We start from the raw sequence: 23,832 nt of genomic DNA, 5'->3' as shown, positions 1-23,832 counted from the left end.
TCGACTTACTTAATATGCAAAAGGACATGAAACTGTAATCCCCCCATTTTTAATGGAGGCGAGCTGTAGTGCATAATACAATTCCCTAAGATAATGAATTATGAGTATAGTCCAGTTGTCAGTTTTACCACTTGTGCAATTTAATTAATTCTAAATATTGGTAGGGGTTTATTTACATCATGAGTACTAAAAGAGTGTGATTGAGGGCAAACACTGTGGAGTAAGATAGAGAGTTAGTATTGATTGCCTTTGATGAAAGGCTGGGCATTATTGCAAATGGCGCTCTCGGTAGGGATCGAACCTACAACTCAGCCTCCGGAGGGCCACGTGATATCCATTTCACCACGAGAGCACATTTGTGCCACCACACCAACTCGCGATATCAGTGCTTAGGCCGAGCAATAATAAAGGCATATGCAATTAAATGCTAGCTTCTATCGCTTAGATGCTTAATAATTCAGCAAATTATAATAAATTACTTCACAAGCAAGCAAAAAACAGCTATTAAATTATACTTAATAAAAATCACTAACCATTTTGCAACATATAAATGCCCGTTTAACGACTTTTTAAGGCGCTTGTAAAAGGTTTAACATGAGGAAGTATCTATGAGTTTAATGTCAACCGAGCAAGTAGCGGAGTTTTTAGGGGTTAAAGTTGAACGTGTAAAGCGTCTTGCCCGGGAAAGTTTATTAATATCGAAATCTGTTGATGAAAACGGCGAACCACTATTTGATGCAGATGAAGTTGCAAAATACAAAGAACTTGCGGCGCGTTTTGGTGGTCTTTAACGATGATCCATTGAGCTAATCAAACAATCCAACTGCGTACGCAACTCAGTCACTTTATTATCGACTGAGCGTGCGCTATACCAACAAATACACAACACTAAAAACACCAACTGATAGCATTCAAGCTTTTGCAGTGAATAGTGAAATTTTTGAATAGCAGGCAATTGCTGTTGGTAGTTTGAAAGTAAGCTATTTTTTTGCTTATCATTCAACGCAAAGCTAACAGTTAGTGCTGCTAAATCGAAGTATACGTCATTACTTTTAGCGTACTCAAAGTCAATTAAAAACATGCCTTGGCTATTCACAATAATGTTTTCTTTTACTAAATCATTATGGCAAAAACCTTCATCACGGGGTAATAACGCGATTTGCTTTAATGCATCCTCAACGCTTGCTTGATATTGCTGATATAAGCGAGTTTGTTTATAAAAATCCAGCTCATACTTTATATCCATCGCCTCAGTAACAACATCATGGCAATGAAAAGCAATCAACTTTTGCAGCAACTCTAAAGTGTAATCCCCTTGTGCAATATCCCCCTCTAGGTATTCAAAAATCGCCAGCTTGTTAACTTCATCAGTCCACAGTGGTTTGGGGCATACCTGCTGCTGCGCAAATACAGTTTGTGCTGCCAAGCCCTGCACTGGCCAATGCTCGCGATAGCACTTTAATAAAAAAGCCTGCTGTGCAGTACGCACTAAAAAGTTATCGTTACTTAAACCGCTAAATAGCCGCTCATTGCTCAATACCTTTAGTTGTGGATCAAAAGCGGCAAAAATGCCGCTAATTTCTTTACCTGTCATACTGCTTCTTATAATTGCGCCAAAGGCTTAGCTTGATTTTGCTCGTACTCTTCATACCAGGTTTTAAACCCCCATGCTGCCATTATGGTGTAAAAAATAAACAGCGCTAATGTTGGGTAGTAGCCTTTCTCGTAATACAAGTACATCGAAGCCGCATCAATAACAATCCAATACAGCCAATTTTCCAGTACTTTTTTTGCGACTAAATACGTTGTAACAACAGCAAAACAGGTTGTAAAACTATCTAAATAAGCAAAGTCTGCATGGGTATGATTGTTCATAACATAACCAAATATTAATGCCACAATCGAAGTCGCAATAATGATGAATAAGTGTTGATGCAAGCGCCATGAGGTAATCACTAATTGATGTTTATTAGCGTCGCCTTTTCGCCATATTACCCACCCATAAACCGCCATATACATATAGTAAAAATGCAATAGCGATTCCATTAATAAAGCACCATTCCAATACATTATGGTATAAATAAGGGTGCTAAAAAATGCTGCAGGCCAACACCACAGGTTTTCTTTTATTGCTAATAGCAAATATGCCATAGAGAGCGCCACTGCGATATATTCCCAGTGCGACATTGCAGTAAACCCTGCGAGAGTTTCTGTAATAAATTCCATAATTGATCCACTAAGGCTTTAGCTGCTATTGGGGAGAGAGATCACCATTGAGGAATTTACAAACAAAAATAGCTTTGCCAAACTCTTCGTATGAACGCTTTATCTCAGTACTAAGCACAGACATTACTAAATCGTAATCACCAAAAATTTGCGTCGACAAGGTATTTGTTATTACTTTTAAATCGTCATATTCATTTAAGCGATCAATAAACCCCTTAATAAATGGGATATAATCTTGATGAAGTGGGTACTTACTGATCTCTACAGATAATTTCATGACAATTCCTTGGTTTATTTAAAAATATGACCGTTATTGTAACTTGAGCTAAGCTACAAGTCATTCAAAGGTAGAGCGGATGTCGAAGAAGGTGTAAAATTAACGCAATTAAATTATTTTATGAGTGACTCATGGCACGACGCATTACGTACAAATTTAAAAATCAGCCTCGCGAAATTAATTTTGCAAAAGATAAATACCGTGATATGTATCAGGCTATTGCTGCGGCTGAAGGGATTGATTTAACAAATTATTTAAAGATGGAACAGCAAATTGCTATGACTTCAAAAGGCTCAGCGGCAGTGCGTAATTTTCGTGATGAAGAGTTTGCTCGCATGGGTTTTAGCGATGTGTATTTTATCAAAGAGTAACGCTTAGCATTACTCTAAATATTCATAGCTTACCCGTGGGGTAATATTACAGACTAACTCGTAAGGGATTGTCGTGGCACATTGGGCGATTTCTTCAACGGGTAATTCTGGGCCCCACATTACCACCTCATCGCCGACTTTGATGCCATCAGCATTTGCACCAATATCAACACTGATCATATCCATAGAGATGTTGCCAGCAATACCATAACGTTTGCCAGCAATCACTACAGGTGTGCCATGTCTAGCATGACGCGGATAACCATCACCATAGCCCATGGCAACCACTGCAAGCTTAGTCGGCTGAGCACTTTGCCAACAACCACCATAACCAACACCTTGCGCGGCATCAACATCGCGAATTGCAATGACCTTAGTGGTTAAGCGCATCACTGGCTTCAGCTGATGGTCTTTGCCAGAAGTGTTAAGCAGTGGTGATACACCATACATCATCAAGCCTGGACGCACCCAGTCGCCATGACCTGCAGGCCAAGCTATAATACCAGCCGAATTTGCTAAACAATGTGCTTGTTGTTTGCCTTGCACTAATGAATCAAACAAAGCAATTTGCTCAGCTGTTTTGGGATCATTAACATCATCGGCACTGGAAAAGTGCGTCATTAAATTGATTGTATCTTTAGCGTTATTCGTCGCTTGCAAGCGCTGATAAAAATCATTCAACTGCGTTGGTGCAATCCCTAAACGATGCATACCGGTATTGATTTTTAACCAGCAACTGATTGGTTCATCGAGCTTTGCATTTTCAAGTGCCCTGAGCTGATTTTCATCATGGATAATGGTTTGAAAGTTATTGGCTAATAAAATCGGCAAATCATCTTGATGGAAAAAACCTTCCAGCAACACAATAGGCTTGGTCAGCCCACCCGCCCGCAGTGCTAGAGCTTCATCTATTCGTGCCACTGCAAATGCGTCAGCATCATTAAGGTGCTGCGCTATTTTCACTAAACCATGGCCATAAGCATTGGCTTTTAATACCGCCATAACTTTACTATTAGGCGCAAACTGTCGCACTTGCGCTAAATTATGAGCAAGTGCTTGTAAGTTAATTTCGGCAATAGCTAAACGCATCAGTAATCGTCGTCTACAGCAGGTCCGGCGTAATTATCAAAACGCGAGAACTGACCTTGGAAAGTTAAACGTACTTTACCAATTGGACCATTACGTTGTTTACCTATGATAATTTCAGCAATCCCTTTCTCAGTACTGTCTTCGTTATATACTTCGTCGCGGTAGATAAACATGATTAAATCGGCATCCTGCTCGATAGAGCCTGATTCACGTAAGTCGGAGTTAATTGGGCGTTTATCGGCACGCTGCTCTAGAGTACGGTTTAGCTGCGACAGTGCTACGACTGGGCATTGGAGTTCTTTTGCTAATGATTTAAGTGACCGTGAGATTTCAGCAATTTCTAAAGTACGGTTATCAGAGAGGCTGGGAACGCGCATTAGCTGCAAGTAATCGACCATGATCATACTTATCCCACCGTGATCACGAGCAATACGACGCGCACGTGAGCGAACATCTGTTGGAGTTAGACCTGATGCATCATCAACATACATCTTTCCTTTTTCCATCAGTAGCCCCATAGTTGATGAAAGACGCGCCCAATCGTCATCATCCAATTGACCGGTGCGCACTTTGGTCTGATTAATTCGACCAAGGGATGCCAACATCCTCATCATAATCTGCTCCGAGGGCATTTCTAATGAGTAAATAAGCACAGGCTTATCTTGTGTCATTGCGGCATGTTCAGCTAAGTTCATCGCAAATGTGGTTTTACCCATCGACGGACGGGCGGCCACAATGATTAAATCTGATGGCTGCAAACCAGTGGTCATTTTATCTAGATCGGCATAACCGGTACTTACCCCCGTCACACCATCTTGTGGCGATTGGTACAACTCTTCGATTTTATCGACTGTTTTTTCTAAAATGCTGTGAATACTTTGCGGACCATCATTACTTTTTGTCCGCTGCTCAGCAATTTTAAACACTTTACTCTCTGCAAAGTCGAGTAAATCGTGGCTGGTGCGCCCTTCCGGATTGAAACCTGCTTCGGCTATTTCATTGGCAACGCCAATCATTTCACGTACCACAGCACGTTCGCGTACGATATTCGCATAGGCGTCGATGTTCGCCGCACTTGGCGTATTTTTAGCAATTTCAGCTAAATAAGCAAAACCACCGATACCACTGAGTAAATTCTTTTTCTCTAAGCTCTCTGATATGGTGATCAAATCGATTGGATCGCCTATTTCAGCAAGCTCGACCATGGCTTCAAAAATAAGCTTATGGGTACGTGTATAGAAATCTTGCGAAACTACCAACTCGGCAACACGGTCAAAGGCTTGATTATCAAGCATTAAGCCACCTAAAACAGATTGCTCTGCTTCAATGGAATGAGGAGGAACTTTAAGAGTGTCGACTTGTTTATCTGGTTTAGCCATAACTTCGCAATACTAACAATGAATGGCCTCTATTCTATCTACTTGGCTACGTTGTGCAAAGAGCAAAGCAGGATTTCTTTTCCTACTTTGCTACGGGAGATTACTTTTGCTTACGTAATTCTATGCGCCCACTGATAGTGTCTATTTCAATATCAGCATCACCACCATTAACCGCAAACTCCAATTCACTTGATGGCCCATATTTCGCTTTTTTAACTTTATCGTCACTCAACTCATTAATAATTTTACCATTGGCATGCGCTTCAATTTCAAACCGCGCAGAAACATCCGTCGGGAAGTAAAAATCGGCATCGCCACTAACAGATTCATAAGTAATTTGCGCACCTTTTAGTAATTCATTAATATGTATTTCACTCTCACCATTTACCGTGCTAATACGTAAGCTTTTTAATGCCTGAAAAGCAAAGTCGATATCGCCATTAACATTCTCTAAGCGAACTTCTTGAGCTGCTGTTTTGGATTTAATATCACCATTGACAGCAGTAAAGCGCAGCGTGCCTTGTGAGTCTTTGTCATTAATTTCGCCGTTTACGGTTTCATAGCGTATATCACCTTTTAAGCCTACCGCACTGACATCACCATTAACGGTATCCACACTAATATTGCCACTGATGTTTTGTAAGTTAATATCACCATTAACGACATCAATATCAGCCCCGGCGATCAAATTTTTAGCACTGATAGTGGCGTTAACACCGGTAAATTCAAGTTCGCTGCTCTTTGGCATATAAATAACTAATTGAGAACCATCGCCACTATTCCAACCGTTATTATTGTTACGCGGCATTTTAACGATAAATTCGATACGGTCCCCTGCCACTTCTAAACGATATCCTTGTGCTTTATCATCAAGCTCACCGGTGATCTGTAATTGTGATTTATCCCAGCCCTCAATACGTACATCACCGCGTTGGTTATCTATAAAAATACGCTTATTAGCGGGCACCTCAATTTGTTCATTGATTTTCTCACCAGCAGAGGCGAAAAACGGCAATAAAGTTAGTGCTAATAGTAATGTTTTCATGGTTGATACTCCTAAATTTGTTGCCACTTCGGTGCATGCACCTTATTGATTAGATCTAATTGCTGCTGATAAACCTGTGCGAGCATTTTTAATAACGCTGGATTCTCAGGCTCATTGTCGAGTGCTTGCTTTATTGCCCGCTCAGCGTCCTCTAATTCTGTTAATTGCTGTTGCCAGTTATCTGTCAATGCAGGCTGATTTTGATATTGCACCAACAAGGTTTGTTTTTGCTGGGTAAAATAGTCACTCATCACCACACTTGTCGCAGGCTCAGAGCCGGAAAACAGCAACTGCACGGTTAATAAAGCCGCCACCGAGCATGCTGCCACACCCGCTAATTTAGGCCACAGCGCAGCTTTACCTTGCGCTTGTGGAGCATGCGTTAATGCTTTTTCGATACCTGGCCATAAATCTTTTTGTGGTGTGATCTCTGACTCAGTGTTATTGATTGACTCAGCTAAAAATGTTTCAAAATTAGGCTTACTCATTTTCATACCACTCTTTTAATAACTGACGGGCGCGATGAAATTGCGACTTACTAGAACCCACTGCCATTCCTAACATAGTGGCAATCTCTTCATGGCGATAACCTTCAATGGCGTGCAGCACAAATACCATACGAGCTCGCTCAGGTAGTCGTAATACTAACTTGTCGAGTCCATTTAGACCTTGGCAATCTGTTGCGCTTTGTTCACCCATACCGCTTTGCTCGAAGCTCACTACTTTTTGCAACCAATTTTTATGTTTACGTAAATAGCTAATCGCAATATTACTGGTGACACTGTGCAGCCAAGTTGAAAACTGTGACTGCCCTTCAAAGCTAGCGATTTTATGCCACAGCTGCACAAATACTTCTTGAGTTGCATCTTCGGCATGTTCGCGATCTGCGAGTAACCGTAAGCACAATCCATAAACCCGCTTTACATGTAATTCATAAAGTGCAGCATAAGCATTTTGATCACCGCTTTTTACACGGGTAATAAGTGCATCTTCGCTTAGCTGTGTAAAAGCATGTTTTGCATCTATCAACATCGTTGATGTTGTCCCTTTATGATTATTATTATGAAATGAGTATACCTAAGCACTCAGGAAATACGATCTTTCAGAATTTTAAGTTTCTTGAATAGTTAGACGTGAGATGTAAGTAAAAAGGTTTAAATGACATAAAATTATTTTTAACAAAAAACGGCTAACTTATCAGTTAGCCGTTTTATCAAGTGGTTTTATAACGTTGCTTCTGGGGGATCTTCTTCGGGCCCTTCAGTGGTGTTTTCCGGTGCTTTATATGACCAGCCTAAAAAGGTAATTTTAGCTCCACCATTTGAGCCACCACCTGAAGTCATGTTTTTTAATGCAACATCGTATCTCGTTTCACCATTACCGCAATTTGATACGCTGCCTCCGCGGATAGAACCGGTATAACGAGCTCCGGCATCAACTCTAACATCAGTTAAGGGAGAATAAATTGTCGCGAACATATCAGCGTTAGAGGCGATATAAATACCAAATTTATCATTTGCGCCATCTTTCTTTTTACATGACAAAGCACCATCGCCAGATTTATACCCTGAAAAAATATTCAACGCATATGCATCTGAAGGTGTTAACTTTACAACAGTTTGTTCAACAACTGGGCTCTTTCGAATATGTATTTTCCCCATTACATAAAGGCTTAGACTCACCCCTTTATGTATTTTAAAATGAGACTCTCCACTGCCAGTAATTGAAAAATCACCCGCAATATAAATGCCGATTTTCTGATTGCTATCGCCAGCTAACAATGCATCTAAGCTGCCACCATTTATAGTTAAATCATTAAAAAAGTACATGTTTTCTTGTTTAGCACCTAACACGTTAGCGTCTTTTGCAAGGTATTCAGTAACCGTTCCATTATCAGTAAAAATAGCTTTATCTTCGTTAATTTGAATTTTTTTCGTATTTTTAGTTAAAAGTAAATCAGGGAAAGGTCCAAATGCATTTAATTCGCTTAAAGTACTAATATTCAATGGATCGCATTTATCTTTCGCATATGTAGGTATGCTATCTGGATCATCGGGATCTAAACCTGCAACATTAGGTACTTTCAAACCTTCAACATAAGCGCTGCTTGATAAAGTTTTTACTACAGAATTATTCGTATAACTAGCAGAGCTTAGTAAACTGCCACCATAAAGGATATCAGCAAGCTCAGCATTACTCTGGTTTACATGAACACCATTATTTAAGGTTAAGTCTTGTTCAGTGCGAACATAGCCGTTCACCGTCATATCTTTAAGTTGGATGTTTCCATTGGCAAAAATATTACCATTGATTTTTGTATTCCATGCACTTGTTCCTGACGGGAAGCGAATATCTTTATTTGCCCATAAATCCCCTTCAACAGATTGTGAAGAACTTACAACAATAGAACCTGTAGAGGCTACGCTTCCTTTAATTGTTCCTGTACCACTTAATGTTACATCTGCATTGTGAACTGTAGTTCTCACATCAGCATCATTACCAACATACGTTGCATCAGTAGAGTCATAGCTAGTTATTTTCCCCGATCCCCCCAATGACACACCGCGACAACCAATGATTGCATCTGAGTAAGGAGTCAGACTATTTCCTGGCGTAAATCCAAACCGTGCGACTAAATTACTTTGTGCATCACCACCATAACGCTCACCCAAGCTGATGATTTCTAGCTCTCCAGCAGCATTTTTACTAATACTGGCATTATAAGTTGCATCTTCGCCAATCAAACCGCGCCCTGATGCTGTGCCTGTCGCTGCGATCAAGCCATCGATATCTAAGCTTTTATCATCTGAAAAAGCTTGCTGTAATAACTTAGCTTCTTCGAAAATACCTTTTTCAGCGAGTAACCGGCTATTTATTTTCTTTTGAAAATTGCCACTCATACGCTCTTGAATAATATTTTCACGCAATGAATTAAGTACCACAATACTCGCCATACTGGTGAGGATAAGTACTGTTACAAGCGTAAAACCACTTTGTTTTTTAGCCATTACACACCACCAAAAGCATTGTTTAAAATAACATTAGAGACCGCAATATCAATGGCAATAGTGTCTCCAAATTGCGCAGGTAAATTCTCTGGGCCAACATGAATAGTGACAATGTTATTATCAATTGCAAAACTCAACTGGGCGACTCCCGTCAATAACCGCTCTGCTGGAGCTGCTCCTAATGTACACATTAAATTATTGCCTACTAGGCTATAAACTTCATTTATATCAGCTGTTGATACACTGCCATTACAGGTGATAACCCCAGCTGGCTGAGTAACAGTAATTACCGAGCCATCTGCTGCAACCAAAGGTGCGCTTGGTGTTTGTTTAATGCTACGCGTAAAAACCTTACTTGTGTAACGTATTACTTCTTGCGCATTTTCAAGCTCTTTACTAACTGAAATCGTGCCTTTAATAGCTGAGTATGAAAGGCTAACTCCAGCTAGTAGGAATGAACCAGCGGCTAGAGCCACCATCAGTTCTACAAGGGTATAACCTCGCTGACGATAAATTGCCATCATCAAATACACCCAACTGGTAGCTCAGGGTAACTAGCATTTAAGGTAATTTGATTTTCTAATTGAGCAGGATCTTGTTGCTTGATCCGCTCATCAGCCCATGAAACTGCAATTTGCATATCATGCGCATACGCCGCAGGCAAGCTCAGCTGATAATCATCGATTTGCGGGGCTAAAGAGGCACGAAAGTTAGCATCCGTGAATAAAGCCGGATTCGTCGTTTGTAACTCACACAAGCGAGGCCAAATACGCTCTAAAGTATTTTGCCCTTGCACCAGCGATGCTGTGTAATTAAAACTGTTGGTAGCATATTGTAGCGATTTGAGCTGAGCTGCTGCCAACCCAAGTAAAGCAATACCGGCGATAACAACCGACAGCATCACTTCTAATAATGAAAAGCCACTTTGTTTAATCATTATGCACATGCTACTGATTTTTCAGCTAACCAATTTTGGCCACTTTTTAAAATGCACAAGTAATAATCTACCGTTTTATCATTGTCATCTTTAATTAAAATCTCGCTCGCCGCAGAGATTTCGCCACTTGACCACACGGTACGATCAACTAAACCAACCGTTACACCATGATGTTGGATGACGAATTCTTTTAATACTGTATCAACACCATCAACAGCTGCTGTTACCTGCCATTTATCGCCACTTACCACTAGCTTAATCTCACGATCACGTTTTACCGCCTCACTGCGCGCATATTTATACACACTATTGAGCTGATTTGCGGTGGTAATAACCCGATCTTGCATGATTTGCTGGCTAAAAGAAGGAAACGCTAATACCGCCATAATCGCAACGATCCCAACCACAATCATCAACTCCACTAATGTAAAACCGGCTGTTCTAGTCATTGTTACTCCCAGCAACTATTAGCATCAGCTGATTGTGTGCCATCATGCTTAATCACTAATGCACCACAGCGATCTCCTGCTTGGGCAGAACCGATTTTTGGGGTTGCAGTTAATGTAAATGCACGACTTTTAAAATTAGCATCCGCTGCAGCACCACTAACACGGTTTAGCGCTTTATAAGTAAAAGTATAAAAATCTGTATTTGTTGCCGTATCAAAAGCGTTTGGATAACCACCATTACGTGAATAAATACGCTCTAATACTGCACCATGTTGCAACATAACTTGTTGAATATCGGCACGGCGACTACGCTCCATATGCTCAATATATGAAGGCATAGCTACACTGTATAAAATACCTAGAATAGCTACGACTATTAATAACTCGATTAATGTGAAACCAGAAAAAAGCTTCGTACTTCTCATCATCTGCTCTTTCAATTTTTACATCCTTAACACTATGCCCAGTGCACAAACAATATACAGTGACAGCGCTGTCACTGTCAACAATCTGTAATCTAATTACAATGTCGCTACATTTTAATAGGTATAAATAATTAGTTTTTATTTTAGATCAAACAATACCAGATAAAAACCTAAAAAAGGGACTTAAATCAATATTTATGTGGAAAATGATATGCTAGCTAGTGATATGGATGATAATAATAAACAAAAAAGCCGTACTTTTCAGCACGGCTTTTTTCGCTTAATTAAAAATTAAGCTTCAGCGATTACGATTACTTTGATAGTAGCCGTTACTTCTGAATGAACTGCGATTGATACGTCAAATTCGCCAGTCTCACGGATAGTACCTAGAGGTAAACGAACTTCTGACTTAGCAACTTCAACACCAACAGCTGAGATAGCGTCAGCGATGTCGCGAGTACCGATAGAACCGAATAACTTACCTTCGTCACCGGCTTTAGATACTAATGTAACTTCAGCTAATGCTTCAAGCTTATCAGCGCGTGCTTGTGCAGCAACAAGCTGGTCAGCGATTTTCGCTTCAAGCTCAGCACGACGTGCGTCAAAAGTTTCAACGTTAGCTTTAGTTGCAGGAACTGCCTTACCTTGTGGGAAAAGGAAGTTACGTGCGAAGCCAGATTTAACTACAACCTGGTCACCTAGGCCACCTAGGTTAGCGATCTTATCTAGTAGAATAACTTGCATGTTTCTACACCTTTTAAAAACGTGTTAATCCGCTGCTTACTTATGTAAGTCAGTGTATGGAAGAAGGGCTAAGTAGCGAGCACGCTTGATAGCAGTTGCTAGCTGGCGCTGGTATTTAGCGCTAGTACCTGTAATACGGCTAGGTACGATTTTGCCACTTTCTGTAACATAGTTTCTAAGAGTAGCTAGATCTTTATAATCGATTTGTTGTACGCCTTCCGCTTTAAAGCGGCAGAACTTACGACGTCTGAAATAACGTGCCATGAGATAAATTCCTCAAATAATTCTTTCTATATGCTGAGCATGCAAAACCAATTGGCTAAGGCCGTTACGACCTTCGTGACGATTTAAAAAACCGCTCACTTGCAATGCCTGCCCAACGTGCAAATGTTGAGTCTGTTGTTGCATTTGCTTACCACTAGCAACCACTTGAAGCCGAACATAACTATTACGGTTAAGGTCTGCTTCAACTTGCATTGATTTGTGTTCTACAACAAAAATACAATGCGGGATACCAGCAGGGCTTTGGCTAAACTTAGGTGTTTTACAAACAACCCCAGAAATAACCAGCTGATTCATAAAAGGACTGACCATATGGTTTACCTTAAAATTCTCGCTGATCAAGCGCCATGCTTGGACTCAAAACAATTAAGCAGCTGGTGCTTCTTTCTTCTCTTCTCTTACAAGAGGAGATGCTTCAGTTACAGCGTCTTTAGTACGCATAACTAAGTTACGAAGCACTGCATCGTTGTAGCGGAAAGTAGTTTCTAGCTCGCTGATTACTTCAGTAGGTGCTTCAACGTTCATAAGAACATAATGAGCTTTATGAAGCTTGTTGATTGGGTATGCCAGTTGACGGCGGCCCCAGTCTTCAAGACGGTGGATAACACCACCAGCTTCAGTGATAGAACCAGTATAACGTTCGATCATACCAGAAACTTGCTCACTCTGATCTGGGTGAACCATGAATACGATTTCGTAATGACGCATGGATATTCCTTACGGTTAATAGAGCCTTCTACCGTTTCAGCCGGTCGGTTTAAGGCAAGGAATTAATATTAAATAGGCCGAAATGAGCGCGCATTTTACGCTTAGTCGGAAAATTAAGCAAGTAGGTTTTTAGCTTTAAGTGGTAAGTTGAAAAATCAGCTATCAGCTCAAAAAGAAAAACCATGCTTATTAAGTCAAGCATGGTTTCAAATTTTATCTCTAAACTGACGGCTACAAGCTTAAAGCTTTTCTTTTATGGCTGTGTCGTATTTCTCTGACGCAGTACTTCAAATAAACAAATACCTGTTGCTACAGATACGTTTAAGCTTGAAACAGTGCCCGCCATTGGGATTTTAACTAACACATCACAATGTTCGCGCGTTAAGCGGCGCATACCTTCACCTTCAGCGCCCATAACAATCGCCATAGGCCCGGTCAGATTGGCATCAAATACATGCACATCGGTTTCGCCAGCAGTACCAACAACCCAAACACCGGCATCTTTAATTTCACGTAAAGTACGGGCAAGATTGGTGACTTGGATCAGCGGTACTGTCTCAGCTGCACCACAGGCAACTTTACGCGCTGTGCCATTTAGTTTTGCTGATTTATCTTTTGGCACAATAATGGCGTGAACACCGGCAGCGTCTGCACTACGTAAGCAAGCACCTAAATTATGCGGATCTGTTATGCCATCGAGAACCAGTAAAAATGGCGTTTCTTCACGCGCAATGATTGCATCCAAATCTTTTTCGTTAAAAGTCGGAGCTGCGATAACATTAGCAATAATGCCTTGATGCTGCTCACCCTTTGATTTGTTATCAAGGGCTTTGCGCTGCATAAACTGCACTGATATACCAAATTTACGCGCTTCTTCAATAATTGGAGATAAGCGTTTATCATCACGTCCTTTTAGGGCATAAATTTCAATAAAACGCTCAGGCTCACTTGCGAAAATTGCTTCAACAGAGTGAAAGCCAAAAATTAATTCATTACTCACGTATCACTTGCTCCTGAACTCTTACTTTTACGGGCATTTTTGCCGGGTCTTTTCGGCTTTTTCACGGCCTTTCTCTTTGGTTTTTTTGCAGTCGTTGTAGTGCCAGCATCCGCTGATTTTCCTGTAGGCTTCTTTTTACCTCGACTGGCACTGTTTTTTTTTGGCTTTGGTTTTCCCTGATCAGAACGACCGCTAAGTTCACCAGGCTCTTTCGCGTCAGCTTTTTTACCTGGTATTTTGCCACGTTTTAGCTGCGAACGAACACTTGCCGGCTGATGCCCTTTTGCATCACCACGACGACGCGCGTATCTGTCTTGTGCAACATCGCCACTGAGCGTTAAATTGATGCGACGCTCATCTAAGCTTACCGATGCCACCTGAACCGTGACTTTATCGCCTAAACGATGAACTTTACGAGAATGCTCACCAATCAAGCAATGTTTAGCGCCATCATATTGAAAATACTCATCGCCTAAATTAGTGACATGGATAAGGCCATCAATTTGTAAATCAGCTAAGCGAATAAACAAACCAAAGTTAGTAACCGATGAGATCACTCCTTCAAATTCGTCGCCCACATGATCTTGCATGTATTCACATTTCAGCCAATCAGCTACTTCACGGGTTGCGTCATCTGCACGACGCTCCGTATTCGAACACTGCTCGCCCAATTGCGCGACTTCTTCGTCACTATAAACATACGCACCCGACGTAACCATACCTTGGGCTTTCAAAATGCCTTTAATCGCACGATGTACGACTAAATCTGGGTAACGACGAATTGGCGAGGTGAAATGTGCATATTCACCTAATGACAAACCAAAGTGACCGATGTTTTCAGCTTGATATACTGCCTGCTTCATCGAACGCAGTAGCATAGTTTGGATAAGTTCAGCATCAGGGCGGTCGCCAAGCTTGGCTAACACATGGGTAATTTCTTTTGGTGTTGGCTCATCACTGAGTGTTGATTCAATACCCAACTCTGATAAAAACTGTCTAAAGTTAGCCAGTTTTTCTCCATCTGGTTCAGCATGAACACGATAAAGCGCGCTGGCTTCGTGTTTTTCAAGCATTTTAGCCGCAGACACATTGGCTAAAATCATACATTCTTCAATCAGCTTGTGGGCGTCATTACGCAGCACCGGCACTATAGATTCAATCTTACGCTGAGCGTTAAATACAAAACGTGTTTCAAGGGTTTCAAACTCAATCGCTCCGCGCTCTTGGCGGGCGGCTTTTAATGCCATATACATTTGCTGTAAATCAGTTAAATGTGGCACGACCGGTGCGTATTCAGTACGTAACTTCTCATCACCTTGTAAAATAGCGTTTACTTTGGTGTAGGTTAAGCGCGCATGCGAATTCATCACCGCTTCGTAAAAGCGATAGCCTGATAATTTACCTTCAGCCGATACCAGCATTTCTGCGACCATACATAAACGGTCAACTTTTGGATTTAATGAACACAAGCCATTGGACAATACTTTTGGCAGCATAGGAATAACTTGTTCAGGGAAATACACTGAGTTACCACGTTCGATTGCCTCGGCATTAAGTGGGGTATTCATTGCGACATAATGGGATACATCAGCAATCGCTACCCATAACCGCCAACCACCCGATTCAACAGGCTCACAATACACCGCATCATCAAAATCGCGAGCATCTTCACCATCAATCGTAACCAATGGTAAATCACGTAAATCAACTCGATTTTGCTTGTCACCTTCTTCGACAAACTCACCTAAGTGTTCAACCTGCTTTTCAACCGCTTCTGGCCATACATGCGGGATATCGTGATTACGCAGTGCCACTTCAATTTCCATACCAGGGGCTAAATGCTCACCCAGTACATCAATGATTTTCCCTACCGCATTCATATTACGGTTAGGGTTTTGGGTAATTTGCACTTGCACCATTTGGTTGTGACGTGCGCCGTTTTCACTGCCCGGCAAAATAATAATATCTTGGGTGATACGTGGATCTTCCGCCACCACCACTGCTATGCCGTGCTCAACAAAATAGCGACCTACAATTGGTGCTCGCTCGCCAGTCAGCACTTTAATAATACGCGCATCGCACTTGCCGCCGGAGCCTCGTTTGGTGCCTTTAGCCAGTACTATGTCGCCATGCAGCACCGAACTCATTTGATGCTTGGCAATAAACCAGTCTTTACTTTCGCCTTCGACTTCTAAAAAGCCAAACCCGTCACGGTGACCGATTACTTTGCCTTTAACAAGCCCAGCTTCATCAATTAAGGCGTAGCATTTAAATTTATTAAAGAACAGTTGACCATCACGCTCCATGGCACGTAAACGACGCTTAAAAGCAATTTGACGCTCATCATCGTTTACCGCTAACTCCTCACATAATTGATGAAAATTAGCAGGCTTGGCACGGTCTTTTATATGAGTAAGTATAAACTCACGACTTGGGACAGGGTTTTCGTACTTTTCTTGTTCTCGACTGAGATTAGGATCTTGGTTTGACATTCACTATCTTGTTAATTGGTTATGATGTTATTTTAACCCATAACCGATCAATGAGACAGGCAAAAGCTATGAAACTTTTAAGAAAGCGCTTTTACTTGCTTTAAACAGCTTATTACGGCGTTATAACCAACCTTTTTGTTTGGCTATACGCGCTGCATCTACTCGGTTTATGGCATTTAATTTAGCAATAGCGTCTGATAAGTAATTACGTACCGTGCCCTCGCTTAAGTATAACCTTGCGGCAATATCGGCTGTTTTCAACCCTTCACTTGAGAGTTGTAATGCTTTTCGTTCTTTATCTGTCAGCGGATCAGTATCATCTAATGCGTTAATAGCAAGCTCAGGATCAATAACCTTTTGCCCGTGCATTACTTTTTTAAGCGCGCTAATTAATTCATCGCTCGGGGCTTCTTTTAAAATAAAGCCCTTAACGCCAGCACTTAAAGAACGCCTAATATAACCCGCTCGCGAAAAGGTGGTCATAATAACTATTTTTATAGCAGGGTATTTTGATGCAATTTGCTCACTGAGTTCGATGCCGTTCATGCTAGGCATTTCGATATCGGTTAAAATAATATCAGGAAGAGAGTTACTGTCTAGCACGTTTATGGCTGTTAATGCATCTTGCCCATTACTTGCTTGACCAATTACCTCAATATTAAAATCTAGACTTAATAATGCTGCGATTGCGTCGCGCACAAGCCCCTGATCTTCTACTAAATACACCTTGATCATTAGAACCCCTTCGCTGTTAAAGGCAGCATTACATTTAAACTAAAGTTATCCTCACAGGTAAATGTAGCCTTACCATCTAGCTGCTCTGCTCGTTCTTTAATGCCATTTAAGCCATTTCCAGGTTTTATTGAGCTAAATGGTGCATGATCAATCACATTGATTATTAACTGCTGCTGATTTTGCGCTATGCTAACGATGCATTTCTTGGTGCTGCTATGGCGTAGTAAGTTAGTAACAGCTTCCTTAATAATAAGACTTGCGATACCTTCTACTTTTGCAGGTAACACATTTAACTTGACGTTAAAATCCGCCTCAAAACCTTGTTCGGTTAGCCTTTGTTTCAATTGGGAAATTTGACTCGCAAGATTGAGCTGTTTTAAATCACTGACAGCACTTCTCACATCACTCAATAGCTGCCTTGCAAGCTCTGCAACTTGGGCAATTTCAGTATTTGCTTGTGTGTAACGCTCACCTTGATTTAATTTATTAGCAAGCTCTGCTTTTAAAGCAATTGATGAAAGAGAATGACCTAAAATATCATGTAAATCGCGAGCAATACGCTCGCGTTCAGCAATTGCTGCTAATTGCTCTAATTGCGTGGCGTTTTCTTGCTCGCGGATTTTATATTGCTGCTCTCTTTTTGCAGCTATACCGTAGCTAAATAAGGCCGCACATAAAATTAAAGATATAGCGAGAAAGTATTCTACTTTTGCAATATCGCCAATATATGCACTTAATAGAACAGTTAAAATGACCACTAACGCTGAAAAAATTCGTTGCAGTTTACTATATGCATAACCGACAATATAGGCAACGAAACCAAATAATGTCGGTGTGCCTGAGGTATAAAAAGTAGCACTAAAACAAACTAACAACATAGCAATAACTAACTTAGTAGTATCGGTATCTTGGCAATTTATTGCTTTTACATAGAGCATAATAAAAGCAATATATAAAGCTAAGGACATAAAAATGTTGTTTGCGGTTAAATTTGCAAAGTTAATCATAATTGGCAACAAATAAAAGCCAGTAAAAATTAAATGTCCATACTTCCAAAACCCTTTATCGATTTGCTCAGCAACCGTGTCAAGTGAACTCATACTAATACCCCAAGTGTATCGTTTTATTTATAATTATGTTTTTACTAAATAACACAAAAACACATAACAGCATAAAGTAACCGGCGTAAGTAATACTAAAACTATATATTTCAAAAAAATCGCTGATATATAAACTGATTAAAATTAAAGCATTCATAATTACCTCCAGTTGAATGTGATAACTATGCCAGCCGCTAAAAAAAATAAGAGTGTAAAATGTCATCAACTTTGCTGACATTTGTCATGTTTTAAAAATTTCACCTTATTATGAGCAGTGATAAGATAGTAAAAAATAGCAGAGCGAATTTACATGCAACCCCAACAACAAAGTTTAATTTATTTACATATTGCGGTATTACTTTTTGGTGGCACAGCACTATTTGCCAAATTAATAAATCTCAACGCATTAGATATCACCGTGTACCGCGCAGCCATCGCGGGTCTGGCTATTATGATATTGCTGTTATGGCAAAAAAAAGCAATTAAACTCAGCGGTGCTAAAGATTACTTAATTGCTTTGTTGTTAGGGGCTGCTGTAGGTATACATTGGGTCACCTACTTTGCTGGTATGCAAATGGCTGGGATTGCGGTTGGCATGATTGCATTTTTTACTTACCCTGTGATCACCGTATTTATTGAACCATTCTTTAATGGTAGTAAGCCCAAAGTAAACGATTTGCTCAGCGCAAGTGTAGTAATAACAGGGATCTATTTACTGACACCAAATGCAGATATGGGTAATGATGTCACCTTAGGCGTGGTAACCGGTGTTATTTCAGCATTTTTTTTCGCGTTTAGAAATATTGTTCATAAGCGATACTTTAGCCACTACGGTGGGCCACAAACTATGTTTTATCAAACATTAGTGGCTAGCTTGTTATTATGTGCTTTTATTGAAGTACCAGTGATTAATATATCGAACCAAGATCTAGGGTTATTGCTCGTCGCTGGCGTAATTTTTACTGCAACTCCGCACTCTTTATTTGCGGCAAGTTTACAGTATTTATCAGCATCAACAGCGGGACTTATTTCTTGTTTACAGCCTTTATATGGCACATTTTTAGCTTTTTTGCTGTTGCATGAACAACCTTCACTACAGACCCTGCTTGGCGGTGCTTTAGTGATTAGTGCAGCATTTTACGAAACATGGTCAGTTACTCGGAAACACACATTATGATAAAAGTTTTTGCTCATCGGGGCGCCAGTGGCACTTATCCAGAAAATACCCAGAGTGCGATAACCGCAGCAGTCGAAATTGAAGTCGATGGTATTGAAGTCGATGTACAAAGCTGTTTGGATGATTACATGATCATCCATGATACTTGGCTAGATCGCACCACCAGCGGCCGCGGCAAAATAAATAAACTTACCCGAGAGCAAATTCAATGTTTTGATGCCGGCAATGGCGAATTTGTCCCAACCCTACAGCAAACTATTGATTGGACAGCCAATAAAGTGCTCTTAAACCTTGAGTTAAAACACACTTTCTCGTTGGATAAATTTGTTGAGCTGATTGAGTTAAATATCGTTAATAACAAACTATCTCAGGATATGCTGTTAGTCTCTTCATTTGATCATCATCAATTAATGTGGCTTAAACAGAAACTACCTTGGCTAAAAATTGGCGCGTTAACGGGCTCCATTCCTATCAACTATGCCGAATTTGCCCAGCGCTTACAGGCGTTTAGTATTCATGTTGATAAAAACTTTATTAACCATGAGTTTGTCGCGGATGCCAAACAACGCGGCTTACAAGTTTATGCATATACGGTTGATAAACAAGAAGATATTGAGTTAATGCTTAGTTTTGGTGTCGACGGAATTTTTACTAATTACCCATGCAACACGAAAATGATTTTAAACTCACTGTAGTTATCAAAAATGGCTACCGTTCATCCTATATTCTTGAATTAAAGTGAATTTGAACGATACTGAGTAAAACAATACAACAGCCGAGCGGGCAATTGATGAGTGGGTATATGCGTATTTATAACTTTATAGAACAAAGCTTCTTTTTTACTTTAACCCGAAAGATTGTTGGCAATCTTAGCTTTGTATTTATTTTCCAAGCTATTACTTTGATTTGGTTATATAAAAGTCTAACTACGCAAGACGCAGACACCAGCCTATTTTGGTTACTCACGGTGATTATTATTGCCGGCTTTGCCTTTACACTCTTTTACATGCGCTTTCTGATCGTGCGCCCAGTTACAGCAATGCGTGATACTTTAATAAAAATTAACCGCCAAGATGCAAACTTAGCAGCTAAACTCCCCCACTTTACCTATGATGAATTTCGTGAAATCAGCCAACAGTACAATACCTTTACTGATCATCTAAGCCAATTACTCGCTACCACTTACCAAAGTTCGCAGGCCAGCGCACAAAGTAATAATCAAGTGACTGAGTCAATGCAACATACGGCGCAGCTAAGCGAACAACAAATTGATTTTAGCCAAACAATAACCGCAGCCAGTAATCAAATAACTGATAGTCTGCAAAGTATCGTTACCAATACCGATGATGTTCATCAAGTAAACGCAGAGCATTTAAACTTTGTTACACACTCTGCACAAGAACTCACAAAACTAGTCACTCAAGTTAAATCGATTAGTCATGTATTGAGCAGTTTTTCAGAAACGATTTCTGGCTTAAAACAAAACAGCGAGAATATTCGTAGCATCCTGAAAATGGTTGAAGAATTTTCAGATCAAACTAATTTGTTGGCGCTCAATGCTGCAATAGAAGCCGCTCGTGCGGGTGAAGCTGGTCGTGGTTTTGCGGTTGTAGCAGATGAAGTAAGAACTTTATCGGTTAAAGTAAGTGATGCAACTCGCCAGATCAGCGATTTCATCAACCAAATGGATTCTTTAGTAAATCAAACAAATAAGGAATCTGAGCAACTTGTCAGTTATTCGCATAATGCAGAAACAACTATTAGTAATACATCCCATGGATTTACCGATCGGCTTGTTGAATTTGAACACAATCAACAACAATTACAGCAAATTGTAAGCGCTGTGCACTTACTCGAACAGACACAAAATCAAACTCATCAATCAGTTGAACAAATCGTTGCGTTAGGCAGCCAAGCAAAAGCACAAATTGATGTAGCGCTAGGTGATTGTCAATTATCACAACAACTAAGTGAGCAAACTCTGCAGCAGTTAAAGCGTTTTGTCTAAGCGCAAGCGTTTTAACTGTGCTGTAAATGTGTTAAATTGCGCCGTTATTTTTTCTTAATGATGTACCCATGTGAGTAGCTCAATATCCGATCACACGCAGTTAGCCCTTGATATAAAACAGTGGGGTAAAGAACTTGGCTTTGCTGAAGTTGGCATCACTGACATTGATCTAAGCAAACACGAAGCACAATTACAGCGCTGGCTTGATTTAGGCTATCACGGCGATATGGAATATATGGCCGCTCATGGTATGAAACGCGCTCGCCCTGCGGAGCTAGTCCCAGGTACTGTGCGGGTTATATCTGTAAAAATGAATTACCTGCCCCCCGATGCAAGCTTTGCTAAAACCCTCAAAAATACCGATAAAGCGTATATTAGTCGTTATGCGTTAGGGCGTGATTATCATAAACTGATGCGTAATCGATTAAAGAAATTAGGTCAAAAAATTGAGCTGCAAATAGGTCAATTAGGTTATCGGCCATTTGTTGATTCAGCACCAGTATTAGAACGTCAACTTGCTGAAAAAGCAGGTTTAGGCTGGCGTGGAAAACACAGCTTGCTAATCAATAAAGAAGCCGGTTCTTGGTTCTTTTTGGGTGAGTTATTTGTTGATATCCCTTTACCAATTGATAAGCCCAATGAGTTTGAGGGATGTGGAAAGTGCGTTGCCTGCATTACTTTATGCCCAACCGGCGCAATTGTAGAGCCTTACGTGGTGGATGCACGCAAGTGTATTTCTTATCTTACTATTGAGCTGCAAGGACCAATCCCTGAGCAATATCGCTCACTATTAGGTAATCGCGTTTACGGCTGTGATGATTGCCAATTAGTTTGCCCATGGAACCGCTACGGGCAAATTACCGATGAAGCCGACTTTCACCCACGAACACAACTAAAAGATAAAGATTTACTTGATTTATTTAGTTGGGATGAAGCCACCTTTTTAAAAAATACCGAAGGCAGTCCGATCCGTCGAATTGGTCATCAGCGCTGGCTACGAAATATTGCTGTAGGTTTAGGTAATGCGCAATTTAGCCAATCGATCGTTGACGCACTCAGTGCCAGCTATGATCAATCAACCGAGTTGGTAAAAGAACATATAGAGTGGGCGCTTAAGCAACAACACTCAAAACAAGATAAGTTGCTAAGAAAAACCGCCCGTTTGATACGTATCGTAGAAAAGGGCTTACCAAGAGATGCGTAGCTTCACACCCCTTGATTATTTACTGTTACTTTTTCAATAAGATAGACAGGTCTTGCTCAATTTCATGAAAAGCTGCTTTCACCCCCTGTACAGACTCTTCACGGGCAACTGATTTTTGAATTGCTTGATCTACCTTCTGATAAATAAACACTTCTTGATCTTCGTCTAGCCCCATTGATGGGATGCGCTGTTCTAACTCTTCTTGTAAACGCTTGAACACCGCTTCATTACTCTGACGGTTTTCATTTAACAGCTCAATTAAGCCATGAAACTTGCTATTAACCATAGTAATTGCATCATTTAGCTTTGTTTGCTGCGACTGTAAAGCTTCACGGGTCATGATTGCGCGTAGCTGTTGCTCCGTGACACTGACAATAAAGCACACATGATCTCGGATCCGGCCATGCTTATCAGGATCGTGATCTGGCATATTTAAAATCAATAAACTAATTAATTCATAATTAACTAAGATACGATGGGAAAATTCATGTAGCCGCCCCTTATTTTTGAGCATATCAAACAATTCAATTACAATCGGCGAACACGTTCCATTTAGGGCAAAGTGGTCAGGAGCATCAATATTAGCTCTAAACTCAACATTACTTTGTAAATCAAACGATCTTAAACAATGAACTAAGGCTTCACCCAGCGCTTTAGTATTGTTAATCATACCAATGCTCTCAATATAATTAACTATTTGCCCCATTTCACTACTGTTAGCCATGGCATTAAATGCAGTGGATGTGGCTTCTTCAACTTGCTGTTCTAACGATTCTTTTTCAATCAGTACTTGGTTAAGAATTTTCAGTTTCGATTTAAGTTCGTCCTGTCCAAATGGCTTAACAATATAATCTTCTGCACCGACTGCATACCCTTCCATCCGCTCTTCGACAGTGCCTCTGGCTGATACGAACATCACTATAATATTTGCAGTTCTGGGATTGGCCTTTAGTTTTCTACATACTTCATAACCATTCATTTGTGGCATACTCACGTCGAGTAAGATTACTTGCGGCGCAAACTCTTCCACTATGCTGAGGCACTCAGGACCACTGCTAACCATCTTTAATTCAAAATCAAGATCCAACAATATCTCTTCTATAATTTCTAAATTAAAAGGCTCGTCATCAACAGCTAATATTCTCGTTAAAGGCATAATTATCATCCATTTCATAA

General features: G+C 40.5%; 28 protein-coding genes and 1 tRNA gene. 6 read left to right on the top strand and 23 right to left on the bottom strand.

Features of this window, described 5'->3' with window-relative positions; translation table 11 throughout:
- Nucleotides 1-277 precede the first annotated feature (277 nt).
- Nucleotides 278-352: transfer RNA gene (locus PSR9079_RS04955), tRNA-Arg, on the bottom strand.
- Between the two features lie 256 nt (nt 353-608).
- Between PSR9079_RS04955 and PSR9079_RS04950 the strand changes: the two genes are divergently transcribed.
- Nucleotides 609-791, top strand: a complete 183-nt coding sequence (locus PSR9079_RS04950) for a helix-turn-helix domain-containing protein (RefSeq protein ID WP_145237033.1) — start codon at nt 609-611, stop codon at nt 789-791.
- Here the strand turns inward: PSR9079_RS04950 and PSR9079_RS04945 are convergent.
- The 3 genes from PSR9079_RS04945 to PSR9079_RS04935 are packed head-to-tail and all read right to left on the bottom strand — an operon-like array spanning nt 788 to nt 2,503.
- Nucleotides 788-1,594, bottom strand: a complete 807-nt coding sequence (locus tag PSR9079_RS04945) for a phosphotransferase (RefSeq protein ID WP_149980642.1) — start codon at nt 1,592-1,594, stop codon at nt 788-790. The two genes, PSR9079_RS04950 and PSR9079_RS04945, sit on opposite strands and share 4 nt — an antisense overlap.
- 8 nt (nt 1,595-1,602) lie before the next feature.
- A complete protein-coding gene (pnuC, locus tag PSR9079_RS04940; protein WP_149980641.1) occupies nt 1,603-2,226 on the bottom strand; it encodes a nicotinamide riboside transporter PnuC in 624 nt (207 codons plus the stop codon).
- Nucleotides 2,227-2,251: 25 nt separating this feature from the next.
- Nucleotides 2,252-2,503, bottom strand: a complete 252-nt coding sequence (locus PSR9079_RS04935; protein WP_145237024.1) for a hypothetical protein — start codon at nt 2,501-2,503, stop codon at nt 2,252-2,254.
- Nucleotides 2,504-2,634: 131 nt separating this feature from the next.
- Between PSR9079_RS04935 and PSR9079_RS04930 the strand changes: the two genes are divergently transcribed.
- Nucleotides 2,635-2,874: a DUF2960 domain-containing protein gene (locus PSR9079_RS04930; RefSeq protein WP_145237021.1), complete on the top strand. Its 240-nt coding sequence runs from the start codon at nt 2,635-2,637 to the stop codon at nt 2,872-2,874.
- Nucleotides 2,875-2,883: 9 nt separating this feature from the next.
- Here PSR9079_RS04930 and alr read toward each other — a convergent pair whose 3' ends face one another.
- The 18 genes from alr to PSR9079_RS04840 all read right to left on the bottom strand — a co-directional run bounded on the left by alr (nt 2,884) and on the right by PSR9079_RS04840 (nt 18,267).
- Nucleotides 2,884-3,963, bottom strand: a complete 1,080-nt coding sequence (alr, locus tag PSR9079_RS04925; RefSeq protein ID WP_149980640.1) for an alanine racemase — start codon at nt 3,961-3,963, stop codon at nt 2,884-2,886.
- A complete protein-coding gene (gene dnaB / locus PSR9079_RS04920) occupies nt 3,963-5,342 on the bottom strand; it encodes a replicative DNA helicase (RefSeq protein WP_145237015.1) in 1,380 nt (459 codons plus the stop codon). The genes alr and dnaB overlap by 1 nt, the downstream gene beginning before the upstream one ends.
- A gap of 100 nt (nt 5,343-5,442) precedes the next feature.
- Complete coding sequence (locus tag PSR9079_RS04915) at nt 5,443-6,387, bottom strand: DUF4097 family beta strand repeat-containing protein (protein ID WP_149980639.1); 945 nt, start codon at nt 6,385-6,387, stop codon at nt 5,443-5,445.
- An 11-nt stretch (nt 6,388-6,398) separates the two neighbouring features.
- Nucleotides 6,399-6,881, bottom strand: a complete 483-nt coding sequence (locus tag PSR9079_RS04910) for a hypothetical protein (RefSeq protein WP_149980638.1) — start codon at nt 6,879-6,881, stop codon at nt 6,399-6,401.
- Nucleotides 6,868-7,419, bottom strand: a complete 552-nt coding sequence (locus PSR9079_RS04905; RefSeq protein ID WP_149980637.1) for an RNA polymerase sigma factor — start codon at nt 7,417-7,419, stop codon at nt 6,868-6,870. Before PSR9079_RS04905 ends, PSR9079_RS04910 begins: the two co-directional genes overlap by 14 nt.
- A gap of 191 nt (nt 7,420-7,610) precedes the next feature.
- Nucleotides 7,611-9,395 (bottom strand): pilus assembly PilX family protein, encoded by a 1,785-nt coding sequence (locus PSR9079_RS04900; protein ID WP_149980636.1) that lies wholly within the window; start codon nt 9,393-9,395, stop codon nt 7,611-7,613.
- Entirely contained in the window at nt 9,395-9,919 is a 525-nt protein-coding gene (locus PSR9079_RS04895) for a PilW family protein (protein ID WP_149980635.1), read from the bottom strand. Before PSR9079_RS04895 ends, PSR9079_RS04900 begins: the two co-directional genes overlap by 1 nt.
- Nucleotides 9,919-10,332 carry a type IV pilus modification PilV family protein gene (locus PSR9079_RS04890; protein ID WP_149980634.1) on the bottom strand — a complete coding sequence of 138 codons (414 nt, stop codon included), beginning with the start codon at nt 10,330-10,332 and terminating at the stop codon, nt 9,919-9,921. The genes PSR9079_RS04895 and PSR9079_RS04890 overlap by 1 nt, the downstream gene beginning before the upstream one ends.
- A complete protein-coding gene (locus PSR9079_RS04885) occupies nt 10,332-10,781 on the bottom strand; it encodes a GspH/FimT family pseudopilin (protein ID WP_145236992.1) in 450 nt (149 codons plus the stop codon). The genes PSR9079_RS04890 and PSR9079_RS04885 overlap by 1 nt, the downstream gene beginning before the upstream one ends.
- A gap of 2 nt (nt 10,782-10,783) precedes the next feature.
- Nucleotides 10,784-11,209: a type IV pilin protein gene (locus tag PSR9079_RS04880; RefSeq protein ID WP_145236988.1), complete on the bottom strand. Its 426-nt coding sequence runs from the start codon at nt 11,207-11,209 to the stop codon at nt 10,784-10,786.
- A 288-nt stretch (nt 11,210-11,497) separates the two neighbouring features.
- Nucleotides 11,498-11,950, bottom strand: coding sequence for a 50S ribosomal protein L9 (gene rplI / locus PSR9079_RS04875; RefSeq protein WP_145236982.1), 453 nt, complete (start codon nt 11,948-11,950; stop codon nt 11,498-11,500).
- Between the two features lie 36 nt (nt 11,951-11,986).
- Nucleotides 11,987-12,214 (bottom strand): 30S ribosomal protein S18, encoded by a 228-nt coding sequence (gene rpsR / locus PSR9079_RS04870; RefSeq protein ID WP_002962753.1) that lies wholly within the window; start codon nt 12,212-12,214, stop codon nt 11,987-11,989.
- Between the two features lie 12 nt (nt 12,215-12,226).
- Nucleotides 12,227-12,544 (bottom strand): primosomal replication protein N, encoded by a 318-nt coding sequence (gene priB, locus PSR9079_RS04865; protein WP_145236977.1) that lies wholly within the window; start codon nt 12,542-12,544, stop codon nt 12,227-12,229.
- A 54-nt stretch (nt 12,545-12,598) separates the two neighbouring features.
- Nucleotides 12,599-12,940, bottom strand: a complete 342-nt coding sequence (gene rpsF, locus PSR9079_RS04860) for a 30S ribosomal protein S6 (protein WP_145236974.1) — start codon at nt 12,938-12,940, stop codon at nt 12,599-12,601.
- A gap of 253 nt (nt 12,941-13,193) precedes the next feature.
- Nucleotides 13,194-13,940 (bottom strand): 23S rRNA (guanosine(2251)-2'-O)-methyltransferase RlmB, encoded by a 747-nt coding sequence (rlmB, locus tag PSR9079_RS04855; RefSeq protein ID WP_145236971.1) that lies wholly within the window; start codon nt 13,938-13,940, stop codon nt 13,194-13,196.
- Nucleotides 13,937-16,432 carry a ribonuclease R gene (rnr, locus tag PSR9079_RS04850; protein ID WP_149980633.1) on the bottom strand — a complete coding sequence of 832 codons (2,496 nt, stop codon included), beginning with the start codon at nt 16,430-16,432 and terminating at the stop codon, nt 13,937-13,939. The genes rlmB and rnr overlap by 4 nt, the downstream gene beginning before the upstream one ends.
- Nucleotides 16,433-16,552: 120 nt before the next feature.
- A complete protein-coding gene (locus PSR9079_RS04845) occupies nt 16,553-17,167 on the bottom strand; it encodes a response regulator transcription factor (RefSeq protein ID WP_149980632.1) in 615 nt (204 codons plus the stop codon).
- Nucleotides 17,167-18,267, bottom strand: coding sequence for a sensor histidine kinase (locus PSR9079_RS04840; protein WP_149980631.1), 1,101 nt, complete (start codon nt 18,265-18,267; stop codon nt 17,167-17,169). The genes PSR9079_RS04845 and PSR9079_RS04840 overlap by 1 nt, the downstream gene beginning before the upstream one ends.
- Nucleotides 18,268-18,577: 310 nt before the next feature.
- On the opposite strand from PSR9079_RS04840, the gene PSR9079_RS04835 reads away from it, so the two are divergent.
- The 4 genes from PSR9079_RS04835 (at nt 18,578) to queG (ending at nt 22,656) form a co-directional block, all read left to right on the top strand.
- Complete coding sequence (locus tag PSR9079_RS04835; RefSeq protein WP_149980630.1) at nt 18,578-19,444, top strand: DMT family transporter; 867 nt, start codon at nt 18,578-18,580, stop codon at nt 19,442-19,444.
- A complete protein-coding gene (locus PSR9079_RS04830) occupies nt 19,441-20,139 on the top strand; it encodes a glycerophosphodiester phosphodiesterase (protein WP_145236954.1) in 699 nt (232 codons plus the stop codon). Before PSR9079_RS04835 ends, PSR9079_RS04830 begins: the two co-directional genes overlap by 4 nt.
- Before the next feature lie 95 nt (nt 20,140-20,234).
- Complete coding sequence (locus PSR9079_RS04825) at nt 20,235-21,452, top strand: methyl-accepting chemotaxis protein (RefSeq protein WP_149980629.1); 1,218 nt, start codon at nt 20,235-20,237, stop codon at nt 21,450-21,452.
- Nucleotides 21,453-21,522: 70 nt separating this feature from the next.
- Nucleotides 21,523-22,656, top strand: a complete 1,134-nt coding sequence (gene queG, locus PSR9079_RS04820; RefSeq protein WP_149980628.1) for a tRNA epoxyqueuosine(34) reductase QueG — start codon at nt 21,523-21,525, stop codon at nt 22,654-22,656.
- 25 nt (nt 22,657-22,681) lie between these two features.
- On the opposite strand, the gene PSR9079_RS04815 is transcribed toward queG, so the two are convergent.
- Nucleotides 22,682-23,812 (bottom strand): response regulator, encoded by a 1,131-nt coding sequence (locus PSR9079_RS04815; protein ID WP_149980627.1) that lies wholly within the window; start codon nt 23,810-23,812, stop codon nt 22,682-22,684.
- Nucleotides 23,813-23,832: the final 20 nt, after the last annotated feature.

The organism is Pseudoalteromonas rhizosphaerae (assembly GCF_902498845.1).
Taxonomy (GTDB): Bacteria; Pseudomonadota; Gammaproteobacteria; order Enterobacterales; family Alteromonadaceae; genus Pseudoalteromonas; species Pseudoalteromonas rhizosphaerae.
Note: the sequence above shows the minus strand (reverse complement) of the source record. Positions and strands in the feature narration are given on the sequence as shown.